Consider the following 20,294-nt stretch of genomic DNA (forward strand, 5'->3'; position numbering starts at 1 on the left):
CCTATTTACTCTCTTCTGAATGCGCGGCGAAGGTCTTCTTCCAGGACTCAATGGAAGTGATTTCCGGAAGGGCCTCCCGGTACTGGTCGCTCAGCTTCTTCCAGTTCCGCAGGATCTCGGCGTTCAGGCGTACACCCTCGGCGAGAAGCTCCCGCAGGACCTTCGGATCGCGCTTGTACCAGGACGCACCGGTGCCCTCTGCGTTGGAAACCACGGCACTGTCGTACTGGGACATCCGCCACCATTTGTTGTCCTGGTGGGCAACGTAGGCCTGCGGGTGTTCCTGGCTCGACGCCGGAACCTTCTTGGTCAGCTGGCGCACCACGGTCTTCGCGGCCCACGGCACCAGCGAGGTGTAGGACGGGGCGGCGAAACCACGGCCATGCCGCGGGGGCTTGTGCATCGTCGGTGCCGGGAAGGCCTCGGGACCCGGCTGGATCTGGGAGTCGCTGAACTCCTTCACCATGCCGCGGATCTCCGGAAGCTTGGTCGGCAGCAGATCGTGCAGGTGCTCCGGGCCCTTGAGGAGGTCCCGCAGGGCCATGACACGGCCCTGCGCCGTGTAGTACTGCATGGAGATCAGGTGCTTCAGGTCAATGTAGCTGGTCTCCCGGACAACCCGGCCGCCGTGCTCGTACGGGCTGTGGATCAGCGCGGCGATCATGCGGTTGCGGGTGTGGAAGTAGGCCTGCCAGCCCACGAGGTCGTCCTTGTCGATCCAGGAAACGTGCCAGACGGCGGAACCGGGCATGGACACCGTCGGGTAACCGGCGCTCTTGGCGCGCAGCCCGTACTCGGCGTCGTCCCACTTGATGAACACGGGAAGGGAGAGGCCGATGTCCCGGATCACCTTGGTCGGGATCAGGCACATCCACCAGCCGTTGTAATCCACGTCCACCCGGCGGTGCAGCCAAGGTGTGTGCCGCAGGTTGGACCGGACAAAGTCGTGCCCGAGGGTCATGTCCTCGTGCGGCTGGTCCGGCTGGAAGCGGTAGGGGTTCACCGTCTCACCGAACGTATGCAGAACCGTACGGTTGTAGAGGTCGAACATGTGGCCGCCCACAATCGTGGGGGTCTTGCAGCGGTCAGCGAAGGTGACGAGCCGGGAGATGCTCTCGGGCTCCATCACGACGTCGTCGTCCAGGAGCAGGACGTAGTCGCTGCCGCTTTCCACGGCTTCGTACATGCCGCGGGCGAAGCCGCCCGATCCGCCCAGGTTGTCCTGGTTGATGATGCGCAGCTTGCCGCCGAGCATTGCTTCGACCTCGGCGAAGCCTTCCGCCTCTGCTACCTTCTGCGTTCCCTGGTCAACAATCAGGACTTCCTTGACGCACGCCAGTGCCTCGGGGTGCTCGCCCAGGATCCGCAGGTTGTTGATGCAGAAGTCAGTCTTGTTCAGGGTCGTGATTTCGAGCGTGACCGTGCCCGGGGCCACCGGCTCCCCCGGAGCCAGCCAGTCGGCTTCCTCCAGGACGAGTTCCTCGGTGCCGCCGACGAGGTCGAACCAGTACCAGCCGCCGTCGCCGAACGGCTTCAGGCTCAGGTCGAAGGTGCTGGTGGTGCTGGACGTGACCCGCTGCGTCTCCATGTGCTGAAGGGAGCCGCGGGCGTTGGACTTGTACACGCTGACAGCACCGGCACCCTTGGTCCGGACGCTCAGGCGCACCGTTTCCAGATTGGTCCAGCGGCGCCAGTAACTTGCGGGGAACGCGTTGAAGTAGGTGCCAAAGGACACCCGCTCGCCGGGGCGGACGGAGGTGGAACGGCGGGAGAGGAAGTCCTCGGAGTGAACCTCTTTGCCTGACACGGGGGCCGAGACGCCGGAGGTGTCCGGCCGTGCATCGCCGTTCATGGTGGATAGCTGGACGCCCATGGCGTTGCCGGTATCCATGTACAGCGGCACAGTGTCCAGCTGGTCAAGTTCGGGGAGAACCACGCGCTGGAGCGTCGACCAGGTCTGGGGCGACTCCGCCGCGTCGGACGTCCGCTCTACGGTTGCGTTGCTCATGCGTCCACTCCTCCGCTTTCCAGCTTCGCGCCACCGGTGAAGTGGGGCTTAATCTTGTTGTCGAACATCGACAGCGCCGAACCGATCGCCATATGCATGTCCAGGTACTTGTAGGTGCCCAGGCGGCCGCCGAAGAGCACATCCTTTTCGCCCTTCGCCAGGTCCCGGTAAGCAAGCAGCTTGGCGCGGTCCTCAGCGGTGTTCACCGGGTAGTACGGCTCGTCGCCCTTCTCGGCAAAGCGCGAGTATTCGCGCATGATGACCGTGGCGTCCTTGGTGTAGTCCCGCTCGGGGTGGAAGTGGCGGAACTCGTGGATCCGGGTGTAGGGAACATCCTCGTCGGGGTAGTTCATCACGGAGGTGCCCTGGTAGTCCTCGATCGGAAGCACTTCTTCCTCGAGGTCGATCGTGCGCCAGGAGAGGTCGCCCTCGGCGTAGTCGAAGTAGCGGTCGACGGCGCCGGTGTAGATGACCGGGACCTGCCCGATGGTGCTGCTGCGGGAGAACTCGTGGCCGTCGTCGAAGAAATCGGTCTTCAGGTGCACCTGGATGTTGGGGTGGTCAGCCATCCGCTCGATCCAGGCCGTGTAGCCGTCCACCGGCAGGCCCTCGTACTTGTCGTTAAAGTACCGGTTGTCATAGTTGTAGCGGACGGGCAGGCGGCTGATGATCTCCGCGGGCAGGTTCTTGGGGTCCGTCTGCCACTGCTTGCCGGTGTAGTACTTGATGAACGCTTCATACAACGGGCGTCCAATGAGCTGGATACCCTTGTCGTTGAGGTTGGCGGGGTCGGTTCCGGCCAATTCGCCGGCCTGCTCCTGGATGAGCGCCTTTGCTTCCGCCGGACCCATCGAAGCGCGGAAGAACTGGTTGATCGTGCCCAGGTTGATGGGCATGGAGTACACCTCGCCCTTATGGCTGGTGTAGACCTTGTGAACGTAATCGGTGAACTCGGTGAAACGGTTGACGTACTCCCACACCCGTTCGTTGGATGTGTGGAACAGGTGGGCGCCGTAACGGTGCACTTCGATTCCGGTCTGGGCTTCGTTCTCGCTGTAGGCGTTGCCGCCAATGTGGTGGCGGCGGTCCAGGACCGCGACCTTCAGGCCCAGTTCCTTTGCAGCGCGCTCGGCTACGGTGAGGCCGAAAAAGCCCGACCCGACGACGACGAGGTCAACGTTCACTTATTTCTCCTGTTAGATCCGGTATGGCCGATCCGGGCACATACCCGAATGCAAGGTTAGCGGACTATTGCTTTTCGGGCACTTTCGCCCTTAGGCCCCCGTAAGGCACTGTTGTGCCGTCCGGGTCCCCTACCAGCCCAGTGCCGCATGGAACCTGCGGTCGAATTCCTGGCTCATCGAGGCGGTGTAGCTGGTGGTCAGGTGGTTGTTGTCCACGTAGACATGCATATTTCCGATGACCGGCCTGCAGGTTCCGTCGGGGCAGATCAAGTCGGAGAAGTCCAGCCAGGCAAGCTCCGGCACATCCGTGAAGGCATCCGGGTACGGGGACACAGGCGACATCCGCTCAGACAACTCCGAAGTGCATTGCGGCGAATCACCACCGTGCTGTTCTGCACACCACTGCATGTTGTCAACGAACCGCGGGTTATCCCTGATCGCGGCCACGCTGATTCCCGCCTCCGTTAGCTGGCGGGCTGCTTCGGGGAAGCCTTCCACCACGGGGTCTTCTTTCCCTTCAACGACGGAGACTGTCCCCATGGCCAGCACGGCGTCCGGCTTCAGATCCAGGGCATACCGGGATGCCGCTTCATTGAATTCGTTGCACTCCGGGGGCCGGGATTCCGTTGATTCCCCATAAGGGCACATACCTAGCAACAGTGACACGATGCGGTAATTGTGCGCTTCAGCCATGGGCTCCGCTGCTTCAATCCACTGCTGCGCATGGGAACTGCCGATGACAAGAATGGTCTTCTCGGGGTCTTCATAATTAGCGGTGCTTGAGCACCTTCCCTGCAGCGCAGGATATTCGGGGCCGTCGGGCACATCGGCGCACCTGAGTTCCAGGCGGCCCCAGTGCTCGGGCTCTGTTCCGGACACCGACATGATCGGTGCCTGTTCCGTGGACGGGGCAACGTAATCCGGCATGAGTACCCTGGCACCCGGATAATTCGTTTCGGCTTCCGCCTTGAGCTTCTCGTTCTGGAGCTGGATCGCATACTGCACCCCGGCCACCGGCAGGGCAACCATAGCGAGCGAGACCGCGATGACGAGCAAAGACCGGCTCCACCTGGCATCCAGCCAGGCCGAACGCCTGAGCGGTTTTTCCACAAACCGGGTGGTGAGGTAGGCCAGAGCAAGGGATAGGGCAATAATGGCGGTTCCGCCGACAACGCCGACCTCCTGCCTGCCGCGCCAGGCCAGGTAAATGACCAGGACCGGCCAGTGCCACAAGTAGAGCGCGTAGGACATTTCGCCGAGCCTGGCCAGGGGTTTCAGGCTAAGGAACCGGTCTGCACCAAAGGGGCTGCCGGTCTGGCCGGCGACGATGACAAGCCCTGCTGCAGCAAGCGGCACCAACGCCACGTATCCCGGGAACTGTCCCTGCACATCGAGGACAAAGCCCACGCTGAGCATCAAGGCAAGGCCGAGCCAGCCCGCACAGACACGCACGAAGCGGAACCACTTCAGATACGGCAGCGCCAGCGCGAGGAGGGTGCCGACGGCAAATTCCCAGAGCCGTGTCCGGGTGTCGAAGTAGGCGTGCGCCTGGTTCCCGTAGGTTTCCATGATGGAAAAGACGAAGGACGCCAGGAAAACGGCACCGAAAACCAGAAGGACGACAGCCCGGAATTTCAGGCGTGCCCTCCGGCTGATGAAGGCTGCCAAGGCAAAGAGCAGGGGCCAGAGAACGAAGACCTGTCCCTGGATGGACAGCGACCAGAAGTGCTGCAGGGGGCTGGCAACACCGTGGTCGGCAGCGTAGTAGTCAACGGAGTTGGCCGCGAGGACCCAGTTTTGGAAGTAAAGCAGCGAGGACCACGTCTGGCTGAGGATTTCATCCCACCGCGATCTGGGTACGAACAAATACGTCGCTGCCAGGGTTCCGAGCAGAACCACAACTACGGCAGGAAGCAGACGCTTAAACGCGTGCAGCCAGTACTTCCCCAGCTCGAGGGGCCTGCCCTGCTCCACCTTGCGGATGAAGGAGAGGGAGAGCAGGAAAGCCGAGATCAGCAGGAAAATATCCACCCCGCCGGATACACGCCCAAACCAGATGTGGTACGTGACGACCATTAGCACGGCCAGGGCGCGCAGGCCCTGGATTTCCGGGCGGTAAGCAGGCTTTGGGGGTGCCACTGGACGCCCAGCGGCAGGCGCTTCCATGTCTAGCTTCTGGGACACACTTGCCTTTCACTGAATAACTTACCGGGAAAGTCTACTGCCCCTAGATCCATGGATCTGACGCATGGGAGGGCGACCGGCACGTCGTCTTCGGTCTTGGGGCCGTTCTACGGGTCTACACCTCCACAGCGCATGGGCGGACCGTAAGAACGCACAGACGGGCTTCCCTGACACCCGTTTTCCGCGGGAGGCACCTACGCTGGCGGCACTGTCACCGCCGAATCGGAGGATCCGTTGCTGCTTCATCTCACATTGGCCGCTGCTCCGGGCCACATACTGTCTGCGGCTACCGGACCTGCTGAACTCGTGATGGATACCTCATTGATGTCGACCGGAGCGCTGGCTGCCGATTATCTCGAAGGAATGTTCGGCGCGGCCGTCTTCAGCATTGAAGGATGCCTGTTGACGCAGTTGGAGCCGGGGCAGCCGCCGTTTATCGGCGGGTGCGTGATTCTGGCGTCCCCTCCGGGGTCAGTCCCTCCCGGAAGACGGCAGCTGCCGGGACAGCTGTTCTTCGTGGTGAGCAGCGGACCGGACGCAGGGCTGGTTTTTGCCCTCGCACGAGGTACCTACACAATCGGCCGTGCCGGTGGCGGCGGGCGCCCGCGGGAGGACGCGGCCGAGATCCGGATCTCGGATCCTGCGCTGTCCCGCAGGCACTGCGAGTTGAGGGTCGGCAGGGAGACGATAGGGGTACGTGACCTCAGGTCGGCCAATGGAACATGGGTCAACGGCCGGCGGACACCGTCAGCCCGGGTCGACGCCGGGACGGAGCTCCGCTTCGGATACAGCCTCTGCCGCATTGCCGTCTCGTCGGGGCCGCAGGGCAGTAATACTGCGGCTACGAACGCCCTGACTGAACCGTTGAAGGTCCGCACCGAAGACGGCCAGAAGAGCGGGATGCTGCTTGTCGGTTCCCTGCTTCCGCTGGTCCTCGGGATCGTCATGGCGCTGACCACCGGAATGTGGATTTTCCTGGCATTCAGCACCCTCTCGGCGGTCACCGGAGTACTGGCAGCCGCCGGTATCCGCCGTAGGCAGAAACGCAACCGCGCGGCCGTCGCGGCGGCAGTCGACACTGATATCGAGCGGAGGTTCCGATCGGCACCGGATCCGGGCGTCCTTGCCCTCCGCGCCTTCGCCCGGCCGCCTGACGGCAACAGCGCGGAGTTACCCGGCACGGCCGGTGGCGGAACAGGCACCCAGGTCCGCAGGACCTTCCCCCTGCTGAGGATCGGTTTGGGCGACCAGCCCGCGAACGTGGAAACCGTCCCTGGAAAACCTGGGTTCACTCCCCCGATGATCCCGAATGCTCCGGTCATGCTCGATCTGGATCAGCACCCCGGTGTAATCGTCCGCGGCTCGGCACCGGAAGTCGGCGCACTCGCGCGGACTGTCCTGCTTCAGCTGGGTGGCAGCAGCGGCACCTATCCGGGCCTTCGCTTTCTATGCCTCGGTCACGAGGCCGATCTTCCCCTGGGCATACGCTTCCTGCCGGGGGCTGCACTATTGTCCATGCCGTTTCCGCCCGCAGACAGCGAGGCGGGCCTCAGACGGGTTCGTGAGCGCGTGCTAAGCCTCCTGGCCGAAAGCGGCACCGCCCGGGACCCGGCTGTCGTGGTGTGTCTCCTGGGTGCCTGGGCGGCGCTGCGGGCCCCCTTGGAGGCAGACCTGGCTCAGCACACGTCCGGTGCGGTGAGTGTTATCGGCTTCGGGACCGGGGGTGCGGCCCAGTCCGTTGTCACGCTTAGTCCCGGCCATGGCACCAAGGCGACGGAAGACGCTTCCCTGGTCTTTTGTCCTGACCTTGTTGGTGTCCGGCCTTTCGAACGCATTGCCAGGGGACTTGCTGCGGGTACTGCAGGACCCGCACGACGACCGCCGCGTTCCCTTCCCCAAGCGGTCCCTTTTTGCAGCGTAGTGGACACCGATCCGGCGTCGGTGACAGCCCGGTGGCGCGAGCACGCCCGGGATGCCTCAGCTGCCGCACCAATCGGTATTGGTCCCTCCGGCGTGTATGACCTGGACCTCGACGCGCACGGGCCGCACTTCCTCGCCGCAGGGACAACCGGTTCGGGGAAGTCCGAATTCCTGCGCAGTCTCGTGACTGCCCTTGCTGCCTGCAGGTCACCATCGCAGATCAACTTTCTGCTGATCGATTTCAAGGGCGGTTCAGGCCTTGGCCCCCTACACCGGCTGCCCCACACCGTGGGCTTGCTTACCGATCTCTCGGCGGAGCATGTTGCACGGGCCCTCGTTTCCTTACGTGCCGAGGTACGCAGAAGGGAAAGGCTTTTCGCTCAGGTCGGTGCTGAAGATCTTGCGGGCTACAACCGCTCGGCCCCGCCTGACCAGGCCCTGCCCCGGCTGCTCGTAATCGTCGATGAGTTCCGTATGCTGGCCGACACGGTTCCTACTGCGCTCCCTGAACTGTTTCGCATAGCGGCCATCGGCCGGTCCCTGGGAATCAGCCTGTTTTTGGCCACTCAACGGCCGCAGGGTGCCGTGACCTCGGATATCCGCGCAAACATCGCCAGCAGTGTTGCCCTCCGGGTGCAGTCTGCCGCCGAATCCCGCGACGTTATCGGGACGGACGCGGCGTCCCTGATACCGGCCACGTTGCCGGGACGGGCCTACGTCAGAATTGCCGGTTCCGCTCCTATGCCTTTTCAGGCCCTTTCCACCAGCCTGAAACCCGGCACCAGACCCCGGCCGGTCAGATACTTCACTGATTTCCTTATGAGCACTTCCGCTCCTCCCCGCCCCCCGGAAGCACAGGACGGGCTATTGGACCGTATCTGTGCAGACATCCGGAGCGCCGCGGTCACGGCCTCGTGCCCGGTACCCCGGCCTCCGGTCGCCGAGCCCCTGCCCCGCCATTTGGATGCGGACGGATTGCGGCGGTGCCTGCCGGAAACGCATCGCGCGGACGGGCTCGTGCTCGGTCTGCGGGACGAACCGGATGATCAGTGCCTTAAACCGCTGTGCTGGTCCCCTGCCGCCGATTCCCACCTCGCCATTCTCGGAACAACCCGTGCAGGGGCTGCAGACGGGATGGACCTTATTGCCACCCTTCTGCTGGGAACGCTGCCGGACCATCACCTCTATATCCTGGACGGGGACGGCCACCTCTCCTGGGCGGCCGGGGCACCGCAGGTGGGCGCGTATGCACACCCCGGCGAAGTCAAACGGGCATCCCGGATTCTGCGTTACCTCGGCGAGGGCACTTTCCTGGACGCGCAGGGCAGCGACCCCTCCGGCACGTGGGCGCACTCGTCGGCGCGGTCCGTTGAAACCACAGTGCTGATCACCGGCTGGGGACGATGGGTCTCGGCATTCCGTGCCAGCCGTCGGGAATGGGCGGAAGACGCCCTTTTCGATCTGGTCCGGGACGGTGAGCGCGGCGGTATCGCCGTTGTTGTGGCCGGCGACCGGGAATTGATAAGCGCCGCGTTCTTTCCCTCAATCCCGAACCGGCTTTATTTTCCCGCCGAAGCCAGTGCGGAATCCCTGCTTAGGTGGCCACGGCTCCCGGCAATGGAGCCCGTCCGCGGAAGGGCACTCGCAATGGGACGGATCGCCGGTGAACCGGGTTCCGTGTCGCAGCTGGTTGCACCTCCCGCTGCGGCCGCTCGAAAGTTTTCTCCGCTGCCCCCGGGCTGTCCGTTGCCCCACCGCGTCGCTGCGCTTCCGCAGTTTCTCTCGGGGGATGAACTCGCCGGCAGGCTGGCTGCTGGTAGCTTTCCTGAGCGTCCGGACAGAATACCCGTCGGCGTGTCCGGCGATGAACTGGACCCTGCATACGTCAGGGTTCCACCGCGTTCAGTCTTCCTTGTGGCCGGGCAGGCAGGATCCGGACGAACAGCGTTTCTCCGTCAACTGCTGAATGGTTCCCCGCCCAGTCTGGAGTGTCATTTTCCGCTCGGCGGCACGGTTCTGGAGGAACTCTGTTCCCGCCTCACCACAGAGGAAAGAGACCTGAGCCAGGTTCTGCTGCTCATTGATGACGCAGATCTGCTCGGATCCCGCCAGCACCAACAGTTGGCTGCCGTCCAGGCCAGAGGTGCACGGCTGGTCCTGGCGGCTCTCTCCGGACACCAGATCAGCACGCGCGTCCCACTTGCCGCGCACGTTCGATCGGCGCCCCGCGGGGCACTTCTGCAGCCGTCTACGGGTGCAGAAGGGGAGATATTGGGGGTTCGTCTGGCGCTTGAGACCCGCTTACCCCCAGGGCGATGCTTTCTCGTCGAGGGAACTACGGTCACGGAGGCGCAGACCGCCTTCCAGCCTGCCGAAGAAACCCCTAGTACGTCTTACCGCTGTCCGTGAGTCTGGTCGTGTGTGCCAGGACCGGCTTCGTGAACAGCAGCAGCAGGACCGCCGCAGCAGGCAGCAGCAACCCGAGGCCTGCCGGAACCAATCCTGCCTGCAGCGTTGGAACGGCCAGAATGACTATGAAAAGCTGCCAGACCAGTGCTGCGGAGCGGGTCCACCTGTAACCGCGGAAAAAGAAATGCCCCACCGCCAGGAGCCATACGGCGAGGGCCACGGCGAAGACCAGGGTGAAGATGGCGCCTCCCATGGACAACGGCGTGGAAGTCACCAGCTGGTAGCCGTACCACGCCGCGAAACCTAGCAGGCATAGGGCTTCGAGTACGAGCACGGCGGCGATGGCAAGGACCGCGGGGGCACGCCGCACGGAGGGAGGGTTTTGTGGTGTTGACACACTGGCAGAATACCGGACATAGTCGCCCGGGGAGCCACGCAGGAAGCCCTCGGTGACCTGTCCGCGCCCTCCGGAACAGGAATGTAATGGCAATTCCGGAGCCTCCGCCACACAGGAACTGTGATGTATCCCTCAGCCCCATGGGCATATTTTCCGCTTGTTACCCCTTGTTTGCTTTGGCCGGACGTGCCACGCTAGTAAGAGGGAAATCAGGGGCCGAAACCGGCCCCTTTAGTTTGTAGTTGCTCGTGAATGTTTTCACAAACACGTAGGAGTCAACTTTTCAGAGGAGATAGTGATCAACATGGATTGGCGGAGCCGCGCAGCTTGCCTGGATAAAGATCCGGAGCTTTTCTTTCCCGTGGGCAATACCGGCCCGGCTCTTCTTCAGATCGAAGAAGCCAAGAGTGTTTGCCGGCGCTGCCCGGTCATCGACACCTGCCTACAGTGGGCCATCGAGACCGGCCAGGACGCCGGCGTATGGGGCGGCATGAGCGAAGACGAACGCCGCGCGTTGAAGCGCCGCGCAGCCCGCGCACGTCGCGCCTCCTAATTAACCCCGGCTGCAACGCCGGACGGCAAAGGGCCGCTGCCATTGGCAGCGGCCCTTTGCCGTACCGGGAATCTTTCCCCAACAGCGTCGCCTACGCCGGTATTTAGGTACGGCGGTATTCGGTATCCAGGCCCATCTCGATCCGGACTTCCGTGCCGCCGCCCTCGCCTGCCGACCACTCAATGGTGCCGTCCAGTTCGCTTTGGACCAGTGTCCGGACAATCTGCAGGCCCAGGCCCTCCCGCCGCGGACCCGGCGGCAGGCCCACGCCGTCGTCAGTCACTGTCACGGTCAGCCGTTCTTCACGGCCCGCCTTGCCGTGCCGCTGGGCAGCCAGCCCCACGGTCCCGCGGCGGCCCGCCAGCCCGTGTTCGACGGCGTTGGTCACCAATTCGTTGATCACCAGGGCCAACGGCGTGGCCAGGTCACTCGGGAGCTCGCCGAAGGACCCCTCGCGGCGGGTCCTGACCTCCTGCGTCGGCGAGGCAACCTCGGCCGACAACCTGAACTGGCGGTCGATCAGCTCGTCGAAGTCCACGTTCTGCGTCAGGCCCTGGGACAGGGTCTCGTGCACCAGGGCAATCGTGGAAACCCGGCGCATGGCCTGGGCCAGGCCCAGCTTGCCTTCTTCACTCTCCATCCGGCGCGACTGCATACGCAGCAGCGCCGCGACTGTCTGGAGGTTGTTCTTCACCCGGTGATGGATTTCCCGGATGGTGGCGTCCTTCGACACCAGTTCCATTTCGCGGCGGCGCAGTTCCGAGACGTCGCGGCAAAGCACCAGGGCACCGAAGCGCTCCTTCTCGTCCCGCAGCGGGATGGCACGCAGGGAGAGGCTGACGCCGCGGGACTCGATTTCCGTCCGCCACGGCATCCTTCCGGTGACCACCAGCGGGAGCGTCTCGTCCACCATGCGGCGGTCCTTGAGCAGCGCCGTGGTGATCTCCGCCAGGGAGCGCCCCTCGAGCGTTTCCATGTCGCCAAGCCGGCGGAAAGCGGAAACACCGTTGGGGCTGGCGTACTGCACGATCCCTTCGGCGTCGAGCCGGATCAGGCCATCACCCACGCGGGGGGCACCCCGGCGCGATCCGGTAGGCGTGGCAAAGTCGGGCCAAAGGCCCAGCGTTCCCATGCGGAGCAGATCGTAGGCACACTGCCGGTAGGTCAGTTCCAGGCGCGACGGCATCCGGGAGCTGGACAGGTCCATGTGCGAGGTCACCACGGCCAGGGTCCGGCCGTTGCGGACGAAGGGAATTGCCTCAACCCGCATGGCTGTTTCAGCGGTCCAGCTGGTTTCGCTGGACCGCTCGATGTGCTGGCTTTGCCAGGCGGCATCCACCAGCGGGTGCAGGTCTGCGCGGATCCGTTCGCCGACAAAGTCGCTGTGGAACACCGTGTGCGACGTCGACGGGCGGGCATGCGCCAACGCCACGTAGCCGCCGTCGGGCACGGGGAACCACAGCGCCAGATCGGCGAAGGCAAGGTCGGCAACCAGCTGCCAGTCCCCCACCAGCAGGTGCAGCCACTCGGCGTCGCCCGGGCCGAAGTCCGCGTGGTCCTTGATCGGATCGGTAAAGATTGCCACTGAGACCCCGGACTAGCGGCGGACGATGGAACGGAGCAGGCGAAGCGCAACCGAAAGGGATGCCATGTCATCCTGCTCGAGTTGGTTCACTTCGTTGAACATCTTCGAAGCGCGCCCAAGGTGGTCGGCGTTCTCCTGCTCCCAGATGTGCAGCCGCTCCCCCGGATCGGTACCGGCCCGGTCAGGGGTTGCTTCCAGGACGGCCACGGTCATGTCGGCCACTGTGGAGTACAGGTCGTCCCGCAGGGCAGCGCGGGCCAGCGACTGCCACCTGTCCTCGCGGGGCAGGTTGGTGATCCGGTTCAGCAGGTTATCGATGTCGTACCGGTCGTAGACGGCGTAGTACACGCCCGCCACTGCGGCAGCCGGCTCATCGGTTCCCTTGCTGGCCCGGACTACATCGAGCAGGCCGAAGGACTCGAACTGCTCGGCCCAGTACCTGCCCAGGTCCTTCGGGATGTCCAGCTCCCGTGCCTTCTGCTGCATTGCTTCCACCCGCTCCGCGTCCGAGCCGCAGAGGTACCGGCCCAGATCGGCGAACAGCGGCTGAAGCACAGGCCGAAATGCCTCAATGTCTTCGGCAATTGTGGTTCCCCGGCCCACGTGGTTGACGAACCAGCGCACGGCGCGGTCCAGCAGCCGACGCAGGTCCAGGTGGACCATGGACCAGGTCTGCGTGGGGAAGTCCGCAGGCAGGCTGCCGAGTTCGGCAAGGACCTTGTCGAAACCGTAGATTTCCCTCAGGGCGGTGAAGGCGCGGGCAGCCTCCGCTTCGGTGGCGGAGGTTTCCTCGATGACCCGGAAGGCGAAGGTGATGCCGCCGATGTTGATCATGTCATTGGCCACCACAGTGGAGATGATTTCGCGGCGCAGCGGATGGGTGTCCAGCTGGTCGCCGAAACGCTCCACGATCTGCTTCGGGAAGTACCGGCGCAGGGTGCCCGCAAAGTACGGGTCGTCGGCCAGGTTCGAGCGGGTCAGCGCCTTCGTGAGCTCGATCTTGGCGTACGCGGCGAGCACGGCCAGCTCGGGAGAGGTCAGGCCTTCCCCGGCCGCGATACGTGCGTGCAGCTCGTCATTGGTCGGCAGCGCCTCGAGCTGCCGGTCCAGGTCCGCGTGTTCTTCGAGCCAGTCCATCAGCCGCTCGAAGCTTGGGCTGGTTTCCAGGACGCGCTGCCGGTCATTGAGCAGCAGCATGTTCTGGTCGATGTTGTCCTGCAGGACCAGATGCCCCACTTCGTCGGTCATCGAGTGCAGGAACTCCGCACGCTCCTGCGGGTCCAGCCGCCCGGCTGCGACCATCCGGTCCACGAAGATCTTGATGTTGACTTCGTGGTCGGAGCAGTCCACACCCGCCGAGTTGTCGATCGCGTCGGTATTGAGGATGACACCGGCGCGGGCCGCCTCGATGCGTCCACGCTGGGTCATGCCCAGGTTTCCGCCTTCGCCGACCACCTTTACCCGCAGGTCGCGGCCGTCCACCCGGATGGCGTCGTTGGCCTTGTCTCCCACGTCCGCCGAGCTCTCGGCGGAAGACTTTACGTAGGTGCCGATACCACCGTTGTAAAGCAGATCGACGGGTGCCGTCAGGATCGCTTTCAGCAGCTCCGGGGGGCTCATCCTGGTTGCGGAGCCGGGCAGGCCCAGCACCTCGCGGACCTCGGCCGAGAGCGGGATGCTCTTGGACTGGCGCGGGAAGATCCCGCCGCCGGCGCTGATCAGGGACTCGTCGTAGTCGGCCCAGGACGAGCGCGGCAGCTCGAAAAGGCGCTGCCGTTCGGCGTGGGACCGGGCGGCGTCGGGGTTGGGATCCAGGAAGATATGCCGGTGGTCGAAGGCCGCCACCAGTTTGATGTGCTCGGACAACAGCATGCCGTTGCCGAACACGTCGCCGCTCATGTCACCCACGCCCACGACCGTGAAGTCCTGGCTCTGGGTATCGATGCCCAGTTCGCTGAAGTGCCGTTTGACCGACTCCCAGGCGCCGCGGGCGGTAATGCCCATGGCCTTGTGGTCATAGCCCACCGACCCGCCCGAGGCGAACGCGTCGCCGAGCCAGAAGCCGTACTCGGCGGAGATGGAGTTGGCGATATCGGAGAACGACGCCGTGCCCTTGTCCGCGGCGACCACGAGATAGCTGTCGTCGCCGTCATGGCGGACCACGCGTTCCGGCGGCACGACTTCCTCGCCGGATTCCTTGACCACAAGGTTGTCGGTCAGGTCCAGCAGTCCGCGGATGAAGGTGCGGTAGCTGTTCTTTCCCTCTTCCATCCATGCGCCGCGGTCGACTGCGGGGTCGGGCAGCTTCTTTGCATAGAACCCGCCCTTGGCACCGGTCGGCACGATTACGGCGTTCTTGACCGTCTGTGCCTTGACCAGCCCCAGGATTTCGGTGCGGAAGTCCTCGCGCCGGTCGGACCAGCGCAGCCCGCCGCGGGCCACTTCACCGAAGCGCAGGTGCACGCCTTCCACCCGCGGGGAGTAGACCCAGATTTCGTACTTGGGGCGCGGGAACGGAGCACCGTCGATCGCACCGGTGTTCAGCTTGAAACTGACGTACGGCTTGTCCTGGTAGAAGTTGGTGCGCAGGGTGGCGTTGATCAGGGTGGCAAAGGTCCGCAGGACACGGTCGGCGTCGAGCGTCGGCACCTGCTCCAGTCCGCTTTCCAGAGCGGCACCTGCCTGCTCGACGGCGGCCCGGCGTTCCTCCTCCGTCAGGTCCGGATCGAAGCGCCCTTCGAACAACGCGATCAGGGCCCGCGCGACATCCGGGTTCGACAGCAGTGTTCCGGCTACGAAGCCGTAGGAGTTTGCCGTGCCGACCTGCCGCATGTACTTTGCGTACGCCCGCAGGATGACCACCTGGCGCCAGCGCAGTCCCTGCTGCAGGATCAGCCGGTCGAAGGCATCGGACTCCGCGGTCCCGGACAAACCGGCACCGAAGGCTTCGGCCAGCAGGGAGCCGGTCTGCAGCGGATCGATGCCGGCGGGGTACACCAGGCCCAGGTCGTAAAGGTGGAAGCCCGTGCCGTCCGCCCGACGGATTTCGAAGGGGCGTTCGTCCAGCACTTCCAGGCCCAGGTTGTGCAGGAACGGCAGGATCTGGGTCAGCGACTTCGGCTCGGTCAGGTAAAGCTTCAGGCGCGCGTCCTCGGGACCGTCACCGTCCGTGGTGGACGGGATGTAGACGAACAGTTCCGGAGCGGTTTCCGGGCGGGCGAGCCGCGCCTCGAAGCGGGCGATGTCCTCCAGGGCATCCTCCACCTCGTAGGCCACCCGGTAGGCGGCCGGGAAGGCATCAACCCAGAGTGCGGAGAGTTTTTCCGCTTCCGGACGGGAGAACTTGGTGCGGACGACCTCTTCGATGCCCTCGCCCCAGGACCGGGTGGCCTGCACCAGCCGTGCCTCAAGCGCGGCGGCGTCGACGTCGGTGATTTCCTGGCCGCGGGGAAGCCGGATCCGGAAGAAGAGCCGCGCAAGGGCGGACTCCGTCATCCGTGCCTCGTAATCGATGGACACGGCGTTGAAAGTGGACCGCAGTTCGTCCTGGATCCGGAGCCGGACCGGGGTGGTGTACCGGTCGCGGGGCAGGAAGACGATGGCGGACATGAACCGGCCGTAGATATCCGGCCGGAGGAACAGCCTGGTGCGGCGCCGCTCCTGCAGGCGAAGGATGGCCAGGGAGGTGTCCAGCAGCGTTGAGGGGTCAATCTGGAAGAGTTCGTCGCGGGGGTAGGTTTCGAGGATGGAGAGCAGGTCCTTGCCCGAGTGCGAATCGGCAGGGAAACCGCAGGTGCGCATCACGTCGCGGACCTTGTCCCGGACAATCGGGATGCTGCGGACGGAGCCGGTGTAGGCGCCGGTGGCGAAGAGCCCGATGAAGCGGCGTTCGCCGTTGACATTGCCCTGTTCGTCAAACCGCTTGACCCCGAGGTAGTCGAGGTAGGCGGGCCGGTGCACGGTGGACCGGGAGTTCGCTTTGGTGATGACCAGGGCACGCTTTTCGCGTGCCTTTGCACGGCCCGCGCCGGTCAGGCGCTGCACCCGCCGCGTGGAATGCAGGCGCAGCAGACCCAGCCCGCTGTCTTCAGTGGGGCGAAGCGCGTCTTCCCCGTCTTCGGTGATGAGGTCGTATTCGCGGTAGCCAAGGAAAGTGAAATTGCCGTTGTCCAGCCAGGACAGCAGTTCACGTGCCTGCTGCAGGTCCGGAATGTCCCGGGCACCGGGCACCGTCTCCAGCGACCGGGCAACCTCGTGCACCTTGGCCCGCATGGCGGACCAGTCGGATACCGCAACCCGGACGTCTCCCAGCACTTTCTGCAGGCCTTCGACCAGTTCGGAGCGCTTGCCCTCGTCGGTGATCCGGGCAACCTCTATGGCTATCCAGGATTCCACCTTGGTGGTACCGCCGTTGCTTCCCAGAAGGGCTGCCAGGTTCGGCATGGCTGCGGTGTCGCCGCTGGAGACGCCGGCGGCTGCGGGAACCCGCTGTACCTGCTGCAGTTCACCGGTCCGGGGCTCCCGCGTGGCGAGGAAAATGGGGTGTACCACGAGGCGGATGGCGGCGTTGCGGCGCACTACCTCCGCGGTAACCGAGTCAACAAGGAAGGGCATGTCATCGGTGACGATGAGGATGATGCTGGTGTCGCCCTGGTCCACTATCTCGACGGCGGCGGTGCCTTCCGCGCGGCTTAGCGCCAGTTCCATGTGCTTTTGGGCCCGCTCCCTGAGGACCGGCGGAGCATAGCCCTGGGCATCTTCACGCGCCAGATGCTCGTAGTAGTTCCCGATGAATTCATCCAGGGAAGTGTCCGAACTGAAAAGATCCGCGATGCGGGACCCTGACGACAATGTAATACGCCTCCGATAGTACTTACGTCCGCCTGCTCCGTTGCAGCCTGTTCCTAACGAGCCTAGCCGCGAATACGCCAAAGGTCACTTTGCCCGTGGCCGGAGTGCGCCGCGGCGGCGGCCGGCCACCTGCACGCCTGCAAGCTCGGCTATGGAGGTGCGGAGCGCCGACGCCGGCGCGGTCTCCAGCAGCGCCGTTCCGGAGAGCAGGGAGGCATCGGCGGCGTCGTAGTCGGCAGGAAGGAAGGCAGCGATTTCCCCTCCCGGCCCAAACCTTTCCCAGGCCCCCCGCAGCTGGCTCCGGGGCTCCCGGCCCACTGACGAGGCCCGAACCTTATTGAGGACGACCCTCGGCTCGAGTCCCGGGACCGCATCGGCCAGGTCCGAAAGGGCGCGGACCAGGCGGGGAACTCCGACCGAGTCGGCCGCCCCGACCGCGTAGACCGTGTCCGCCGCCTCGAGCATCAGGAGGGTGGAGGCATTGCGGCGCGGGGCCATGGTGTCAAAGCTCAGCTCCTCGTCTGTCTCCAGGGAGAACCCGCAGTCGACGATGGTCAGGTCCGCCACCCGGCGCGCCGCTTCCAGGACGCCCGAGAGGGCAGCGGGGCGCAGCTCGACCCACCGGTCGGAACGGGTGATACCGGTAAGCACTGCCAGCCGGTGCCCCCGGAGGGAGACACTGGCCGAGATCCTGTGCAGCGCGGCGTCGTCGAGCATTCCCTGGTCGGCGAGGCGGCAGGCCTGTGCCAGCCCGGCGGATTCGTCGAGGAGACCGAGGCTGACAGCCACGCTGGAGCCGTACGTGTCGGCGTCGATAAGCAGCACCCGTGCGCCGGCGGCAGCCGCTTCGGCAGCCAGGTTGACGGCCAGCGTTGTCCTGCCCGGCGCTCCGGCCGGACCCCAGACAGCGGTGACGACACCCCTGCGCCCCTCCGGTTCCGCAGCGCCTTCCGGTTCCGGCCCCGCGGCACCTGGTCCGAAGGCAGCCGCCGGGTCGGCGAGCGCGTTGCCGCCTGCCGTACCCGCGCCGTCCCCGGCCTGCTCCAGCGCCTGTACGGCAACGGCAATCAGGTCTGCGAGCGCTCCCGGGTCCACTGAACCTGGGGCATTCACGATCCGCATGGCGTCCAGCCGCAGCCGGAGGCTCGAATCATCCGTAAGTGCCACGAGGGCAACGCCGGCAGCGGCGAGCCGTTCCGCCAGTGCTGCAGTAAGGTCGCCCGCCTCGTCGGCCACCACGGCTGCCCGAACAATGCCGCTTTGCGAGACGGCCACGAGCTCCGTCAGCTCCGTGCACCGCCGGACCACGGTGACCGGGCCCTGCAGGCGTTCCAAGCCGTCGAGGGCACCGGCGGTAGCGGCGCCTACGGTGGCAACGGGGATGTTCACGAGCCCGGAGAAGGGTTGTGGACCACCGTGATCTTCGCCTGGTTGGACAGGGCGCTCAACAGCAGCGGGAGGTCCGAATCGTCAACCAGGACCAGCAGTTCCGTGCTGCGGCTGGCGCCCAGGGCAGACTCGGTGACGGTCAGCTCCGATATTTCCGCGGCTTCAATCAGCTGTTCCGGCTCGTCGAATCCGTTCCGCGCGTTGGGCATGGCGGCCCAGATGTCCACGCGTGATCCGGCGTCGGTGCTGGCAGGCAGCGGATCCTCCACCCGCAGTCCCACCGGCTTGCGGTCCAGCGAGTCCGCTTCAATCAGCGAGGAGCCTGCCACCAGTTCGCCGGCACGCAGTGCTGCACCTGCGACGGCGTTCTCCGGTATGCCTGCAGCAACCGGCAGGTACAGCTGCTCTGCATTGCCAAGCCGGACCGGGATCGGATGCAGGTCTTCGGCCCGGACCGGCGTGCCCGGAGGAATGTCGCGCTTTGCTGCATAAACCTCCGTGGTCCGGTCGGCGCTGTCCACCAAAGTGACGACCCCGGCAACGGAACCCAGTACCAGGAGTATTCCCAGCAGGAGCCGGGGATCCCGCCATGACGGCTTGCGCAACCGTGCCGCGGCCGGTTCTTCACCCGATACACGGTCGGTTAGATGCAGGCTCATGCTCCCCCGTTCCCCCTGCCCCGTACGGGGCCCTCGATGGGGCCATTGTGGAGGAAGCCCGGGGAGAAGGAAACGGTGGTTTCGAGGAAAGTCGAATCTGTGGATAACCCGTAAGCACGATCCTGCTGGTGCCACACTGGTGCTGCTGGTATACAACGGGTGCAAGCCGCAGTGGTGCGGTGCGAAAGGTGAGTGCCGTGGGCGAGAAGAGATTCCTGACGCTGGCAGATGTCGCCGAGGTGCTGAACATATCCTCCTCACAGACGTACGCCCTTGTCCGCAGCGGAGAACTCCCCGCCATTCAGATCGGCGGCCGGGGCCAGTGGCGGGTCGAGTCGCAGCAGCTTGAGGACTATATTTCCCGGGCCTACCGGAAGTCGGCTGCAGCCGTCCGGCAGGGTATTCCGGTAGGGGAGACCTCTTAGGAGCTGAGCCGGGCGCCGGGCCGTTGTCACTCCCACCCGTTCCGTTGTGACAGAACTGCCGCCACCGTGGCAATAGGCAGGACATAGACACCCGTTACGTTTGCGCTGCGCCGCGGCTGGTCGGACGGTACCGCTGCCAGCTCCAGGAAATCGCTGCCCACCCGGTCAATCGTTCCGTTCAGGGCAGCTTCAGCCGGTACCCCGGCGGACCGGACGACGACGGCACTGCGGTCCCGGGCGATGCCGCGCAGTGCGGACGTCACCCCCAGCCGCACTTTCCCCGGCGGCGGACTGGCAAACCGGTCCATGCCCCGGATGGCAACCACATGGGACAACACCGCCAAAGCGGCACCGTGTTCCTGTTCCAGCGCCACCCATCCGTCACCCACGTGCTTCAGGGCCCCCCGCAGCATCCCCGCTGTTCCGAGGTCGAAGACGAGTTGCTTCCCGCCTTGGCTGCGCAGCCTGTCCTGCAGGCTGATCCCGCGCAGTTCCATCCGCACGCGGTCGGAAATCTCGGTTTCGGCCGCCAGACCGGCAGCCGCGGCAAGCTGTGCCTCCATGTCCCTGAACAGGGCGTCCCATCGCATCGCCCAAGGCTAGCTCCCACTAAGCCGCCCGGCCACTCTGGACACTGATCAAAGCGAAGTGTAGACACAGGCATCACACGGGCCAGACCGCATCAAAAAGCCTGAGAGTTATCCAACGTACCTAGTCACCATCAAACCCC

At 64.9% G+C, this 20,294-nt stretch carries 12 protein-coding genes; 3 read left to right on the forward strand and 9 right to left on the reverse strand.

All coding sequences use genetic code 11. The features are described 5' to 3' along the window. Position 1 precedes the first annotated feature (1 nt). The 3 genes from LOC60_RS00835 to LOC60_RS00845 form a co-directional block, all read right to left on the reverse strand. Complete coding sequence (locus LOC60_RS00835) at positions 2 to 2,008, reverse strand: glycosyltransferase (protein WP_230020816.1); 2,007 nt, start codon at positions 2,006 to 2,008, stop codon at positions 2 to 4. Next, a complete protein-coding gene (gene glf / locus LOC60_RS00840; RefSeq protein ID WP_230020817.1) occupies positions 2,005 to 3,192 on the reverse strand; it encodes a UDP-galactopyranose mutase in 1,188 nt (395 codons plus the stop codon). The genes LOC60_RS00835 and glf overlap by 4 nt, the downstream gene beginning before the upstream one ends. 129 nt (positions 3,193 to 3,321) lie before the next feature. Next, positions 3,322 to 5,331 (reverse strand): acyltransferase family protein, encoded by a 2,010-nt coding sequence (locus tag LOC60_RS00845; protein WP_230020818.1) that lies wholly within the window; start codon positions 5,329 to 5,331, stop codon positions 3,322 to 3,324. A gap of 354 nt (positions 5,332 to 5,685) precedes the next feature. Between LOC60_RS00845 and LOC60_RS00850 the strand changes: the two genes are divergently transcribed. Beyond that, complete coding sequence (locus LOC60_RS00850) at positions 5,686 to 9,705, forward strand: FtsK/SpoIIIE domain-containing protein (protein ID WP_230020819.1); 4,020 nt, start codon at positions 5,686 to 5,688, stop codon at positions 9,703 to 9,705. Here the strand turns inward: LOC60_RS00850 and LOC60_RS00855 are convergent. Then, positions 9,680 to 10,102 (reverse strand): hypothetical protein, encoded by a 423-nt coding sequence (locus LOC60_RS00855; protein ID WP_230020820.1) that lies wholly within the window; start codon positions 10,100 to 10,102, stop codon positions 9,680 to 9,682. The two genes, LOC60_RS00850 and LOC60_RS00855, sit on opposite strands and share 26 nt — an antisense overlap. Positions 10,103 to 10,406: 304 nt before the next feature. Between LOC60_RS00855 and LOC60_RS00860 the strand changes: the two genes are divergently transcribed. Beyond that, positions 10,407 to 10,655, forward strand: coding sequence for a WhiB family transcriptional regulator (locus LOC60_RS00860; protein WP_055239553.1), 249 nt, complete (start codon positions 10,407 to 10,409; stop codon positions 10,653 to 10,655). 103 nt (positions 10,656 to 10,758) lie between these two features. Here LOC60_RS00860 and LOC60_RS00865 read toward each other — a convergent pair whose 3' ends face one another. From LOC60_RS00865 to LOC60_RS00880, 4 genes are all read right to left on the reverse strand, one after another. Further along, positions 10,759 to 12,240: a sensor histidine kinase gene (locus tag LOC60_RS00865; protein ID WP_230020823.1), complete on the reverse strand. Its 1,482-nt coding sequence runs from the start codon at positions 12,238 to 12,240 to the stop codon at positions 10,759 to 10,761. Between the two features lie 12 nt (positions 12,241 to 12,252). After that, the gene (locus LOC60_RS00870) at positions 12,253 to 17,091 is read right to left on the reverse strand and encodes an NAD-glutamate dehydrogenase (protein ID WP_230020824.1); all 4,839 of its coding nucleotides are present in this window, start codon (positions 17,089 to 17,091) and stop codon (positions 12,253 to 12,255) included. Positions 17,092 to 17,175: 84 nt separating this feature from the next. Continuing rightward, entirely contained in the window at positions 17,176 to 18,480 is a 1,305-nt protein-coding gene (locus LOC60_RS00875) for an AAA family ATPase (RefSeq protein ID WP_230020825.1), read from the reverse strand. Beyond that, a complete protein-coding gene (locus tag LOC60_RS00880; RefSeq protein ID WP_230020827.1) occupies positions 18,477 to 19,139 on the reverse strand; it encodes an SAF domain-containing protein in 663 nt (220 codons plus the stop codon). The genes LOC60_RS00875 and LOC60_RS00880 overlap by 4 nt, the downstream gene beginning before the upstream one ends. A 197-nt stretch (positions 19,140 to 19,336) precedes the next feature. Here LOC60_RS00880 and LOC60_RS00885 point away from each other — a divergent pair, with 197 nt between their 5' ends. Further along, on the forward strand, positions 19,337 to 19,564 hold the full coding sequence (locus tag LOC60_RS00885; RefSeq protein ID WP_230020829.1) for a helix-turn-helix domain-containing protein: 228 nt from the start codon (positions 19,337 to 19,339) through the stop codon (positions 19,562 to 19,564). A gap of 26 nt (positions 19,565 to 19,590) precedes the next feature. Here the strand turns inward: LOC60_RS00885 and LOC60_RS00890 are convergent, their stop codons facing one another. Further along, positions 19,591 to 20,154, reverse strand: coding sequence for a hypothetical protein (locus LOC60_RS00890; protein ID WP_230020830.1), 564 nt, complete (start codon positions 20,152 to 20,154; stop codon positions 19,591 to 19,593). Positions 20,155 to 20,294: the final 140 nt, after the last annotated feature.

The sequence above is a fragment of the Arthrobacter sp. zg-Y769 genome (genome assembly GCF_020907405.1).
Lineage (GTDB): Bacteria > Actinomycetota > Actinomycetes > Actinomycetales > Micrococcaceae > Arthrobacter_B.

What these genes read in the sequence shown, in the direction of transcription:
- LOC60_RS00850 (WP_230020819.1), top strand. Translation starts at nt 5,686, where the DNA reads ATGGATACCTCATTGATGTCGACCGGAGCGCTGGCTGCCGATTATCTC.
- LOC60_RS00890 (WP_230020830.1), bottom strand. Translation starts at nt 20,154, where the DNA reads ATGCGATGGGACGCCCTGTTCAGGGACATGGAGGCACAGCTTGCCGCG.
- LOC60_RS00835 (WP_230020816.1), bottom strand. Translation starts at nt 2,008, where the DNA reads ATGAGCAACGCAACCGTAGAGCGGACGTCCGACGCGGCGGAGTCGCCC.
- LOC60_RS00860 (WP_055239553.1), top strand. Translation starts at nt 10,407, where the DNA reads ATGGATTGGCGGAGCCGCGCAGCTTGCCTGGATAAAGATCCGGAGCTT.
- LOC60_RS00880 (WP_230020827.1), bottom strand. Translation starts at nt 19,139, where the DNA reads ATGAGCCTGCATCTAACCGACCGTGTATCGGGTGAAGAACCGGCCGCG.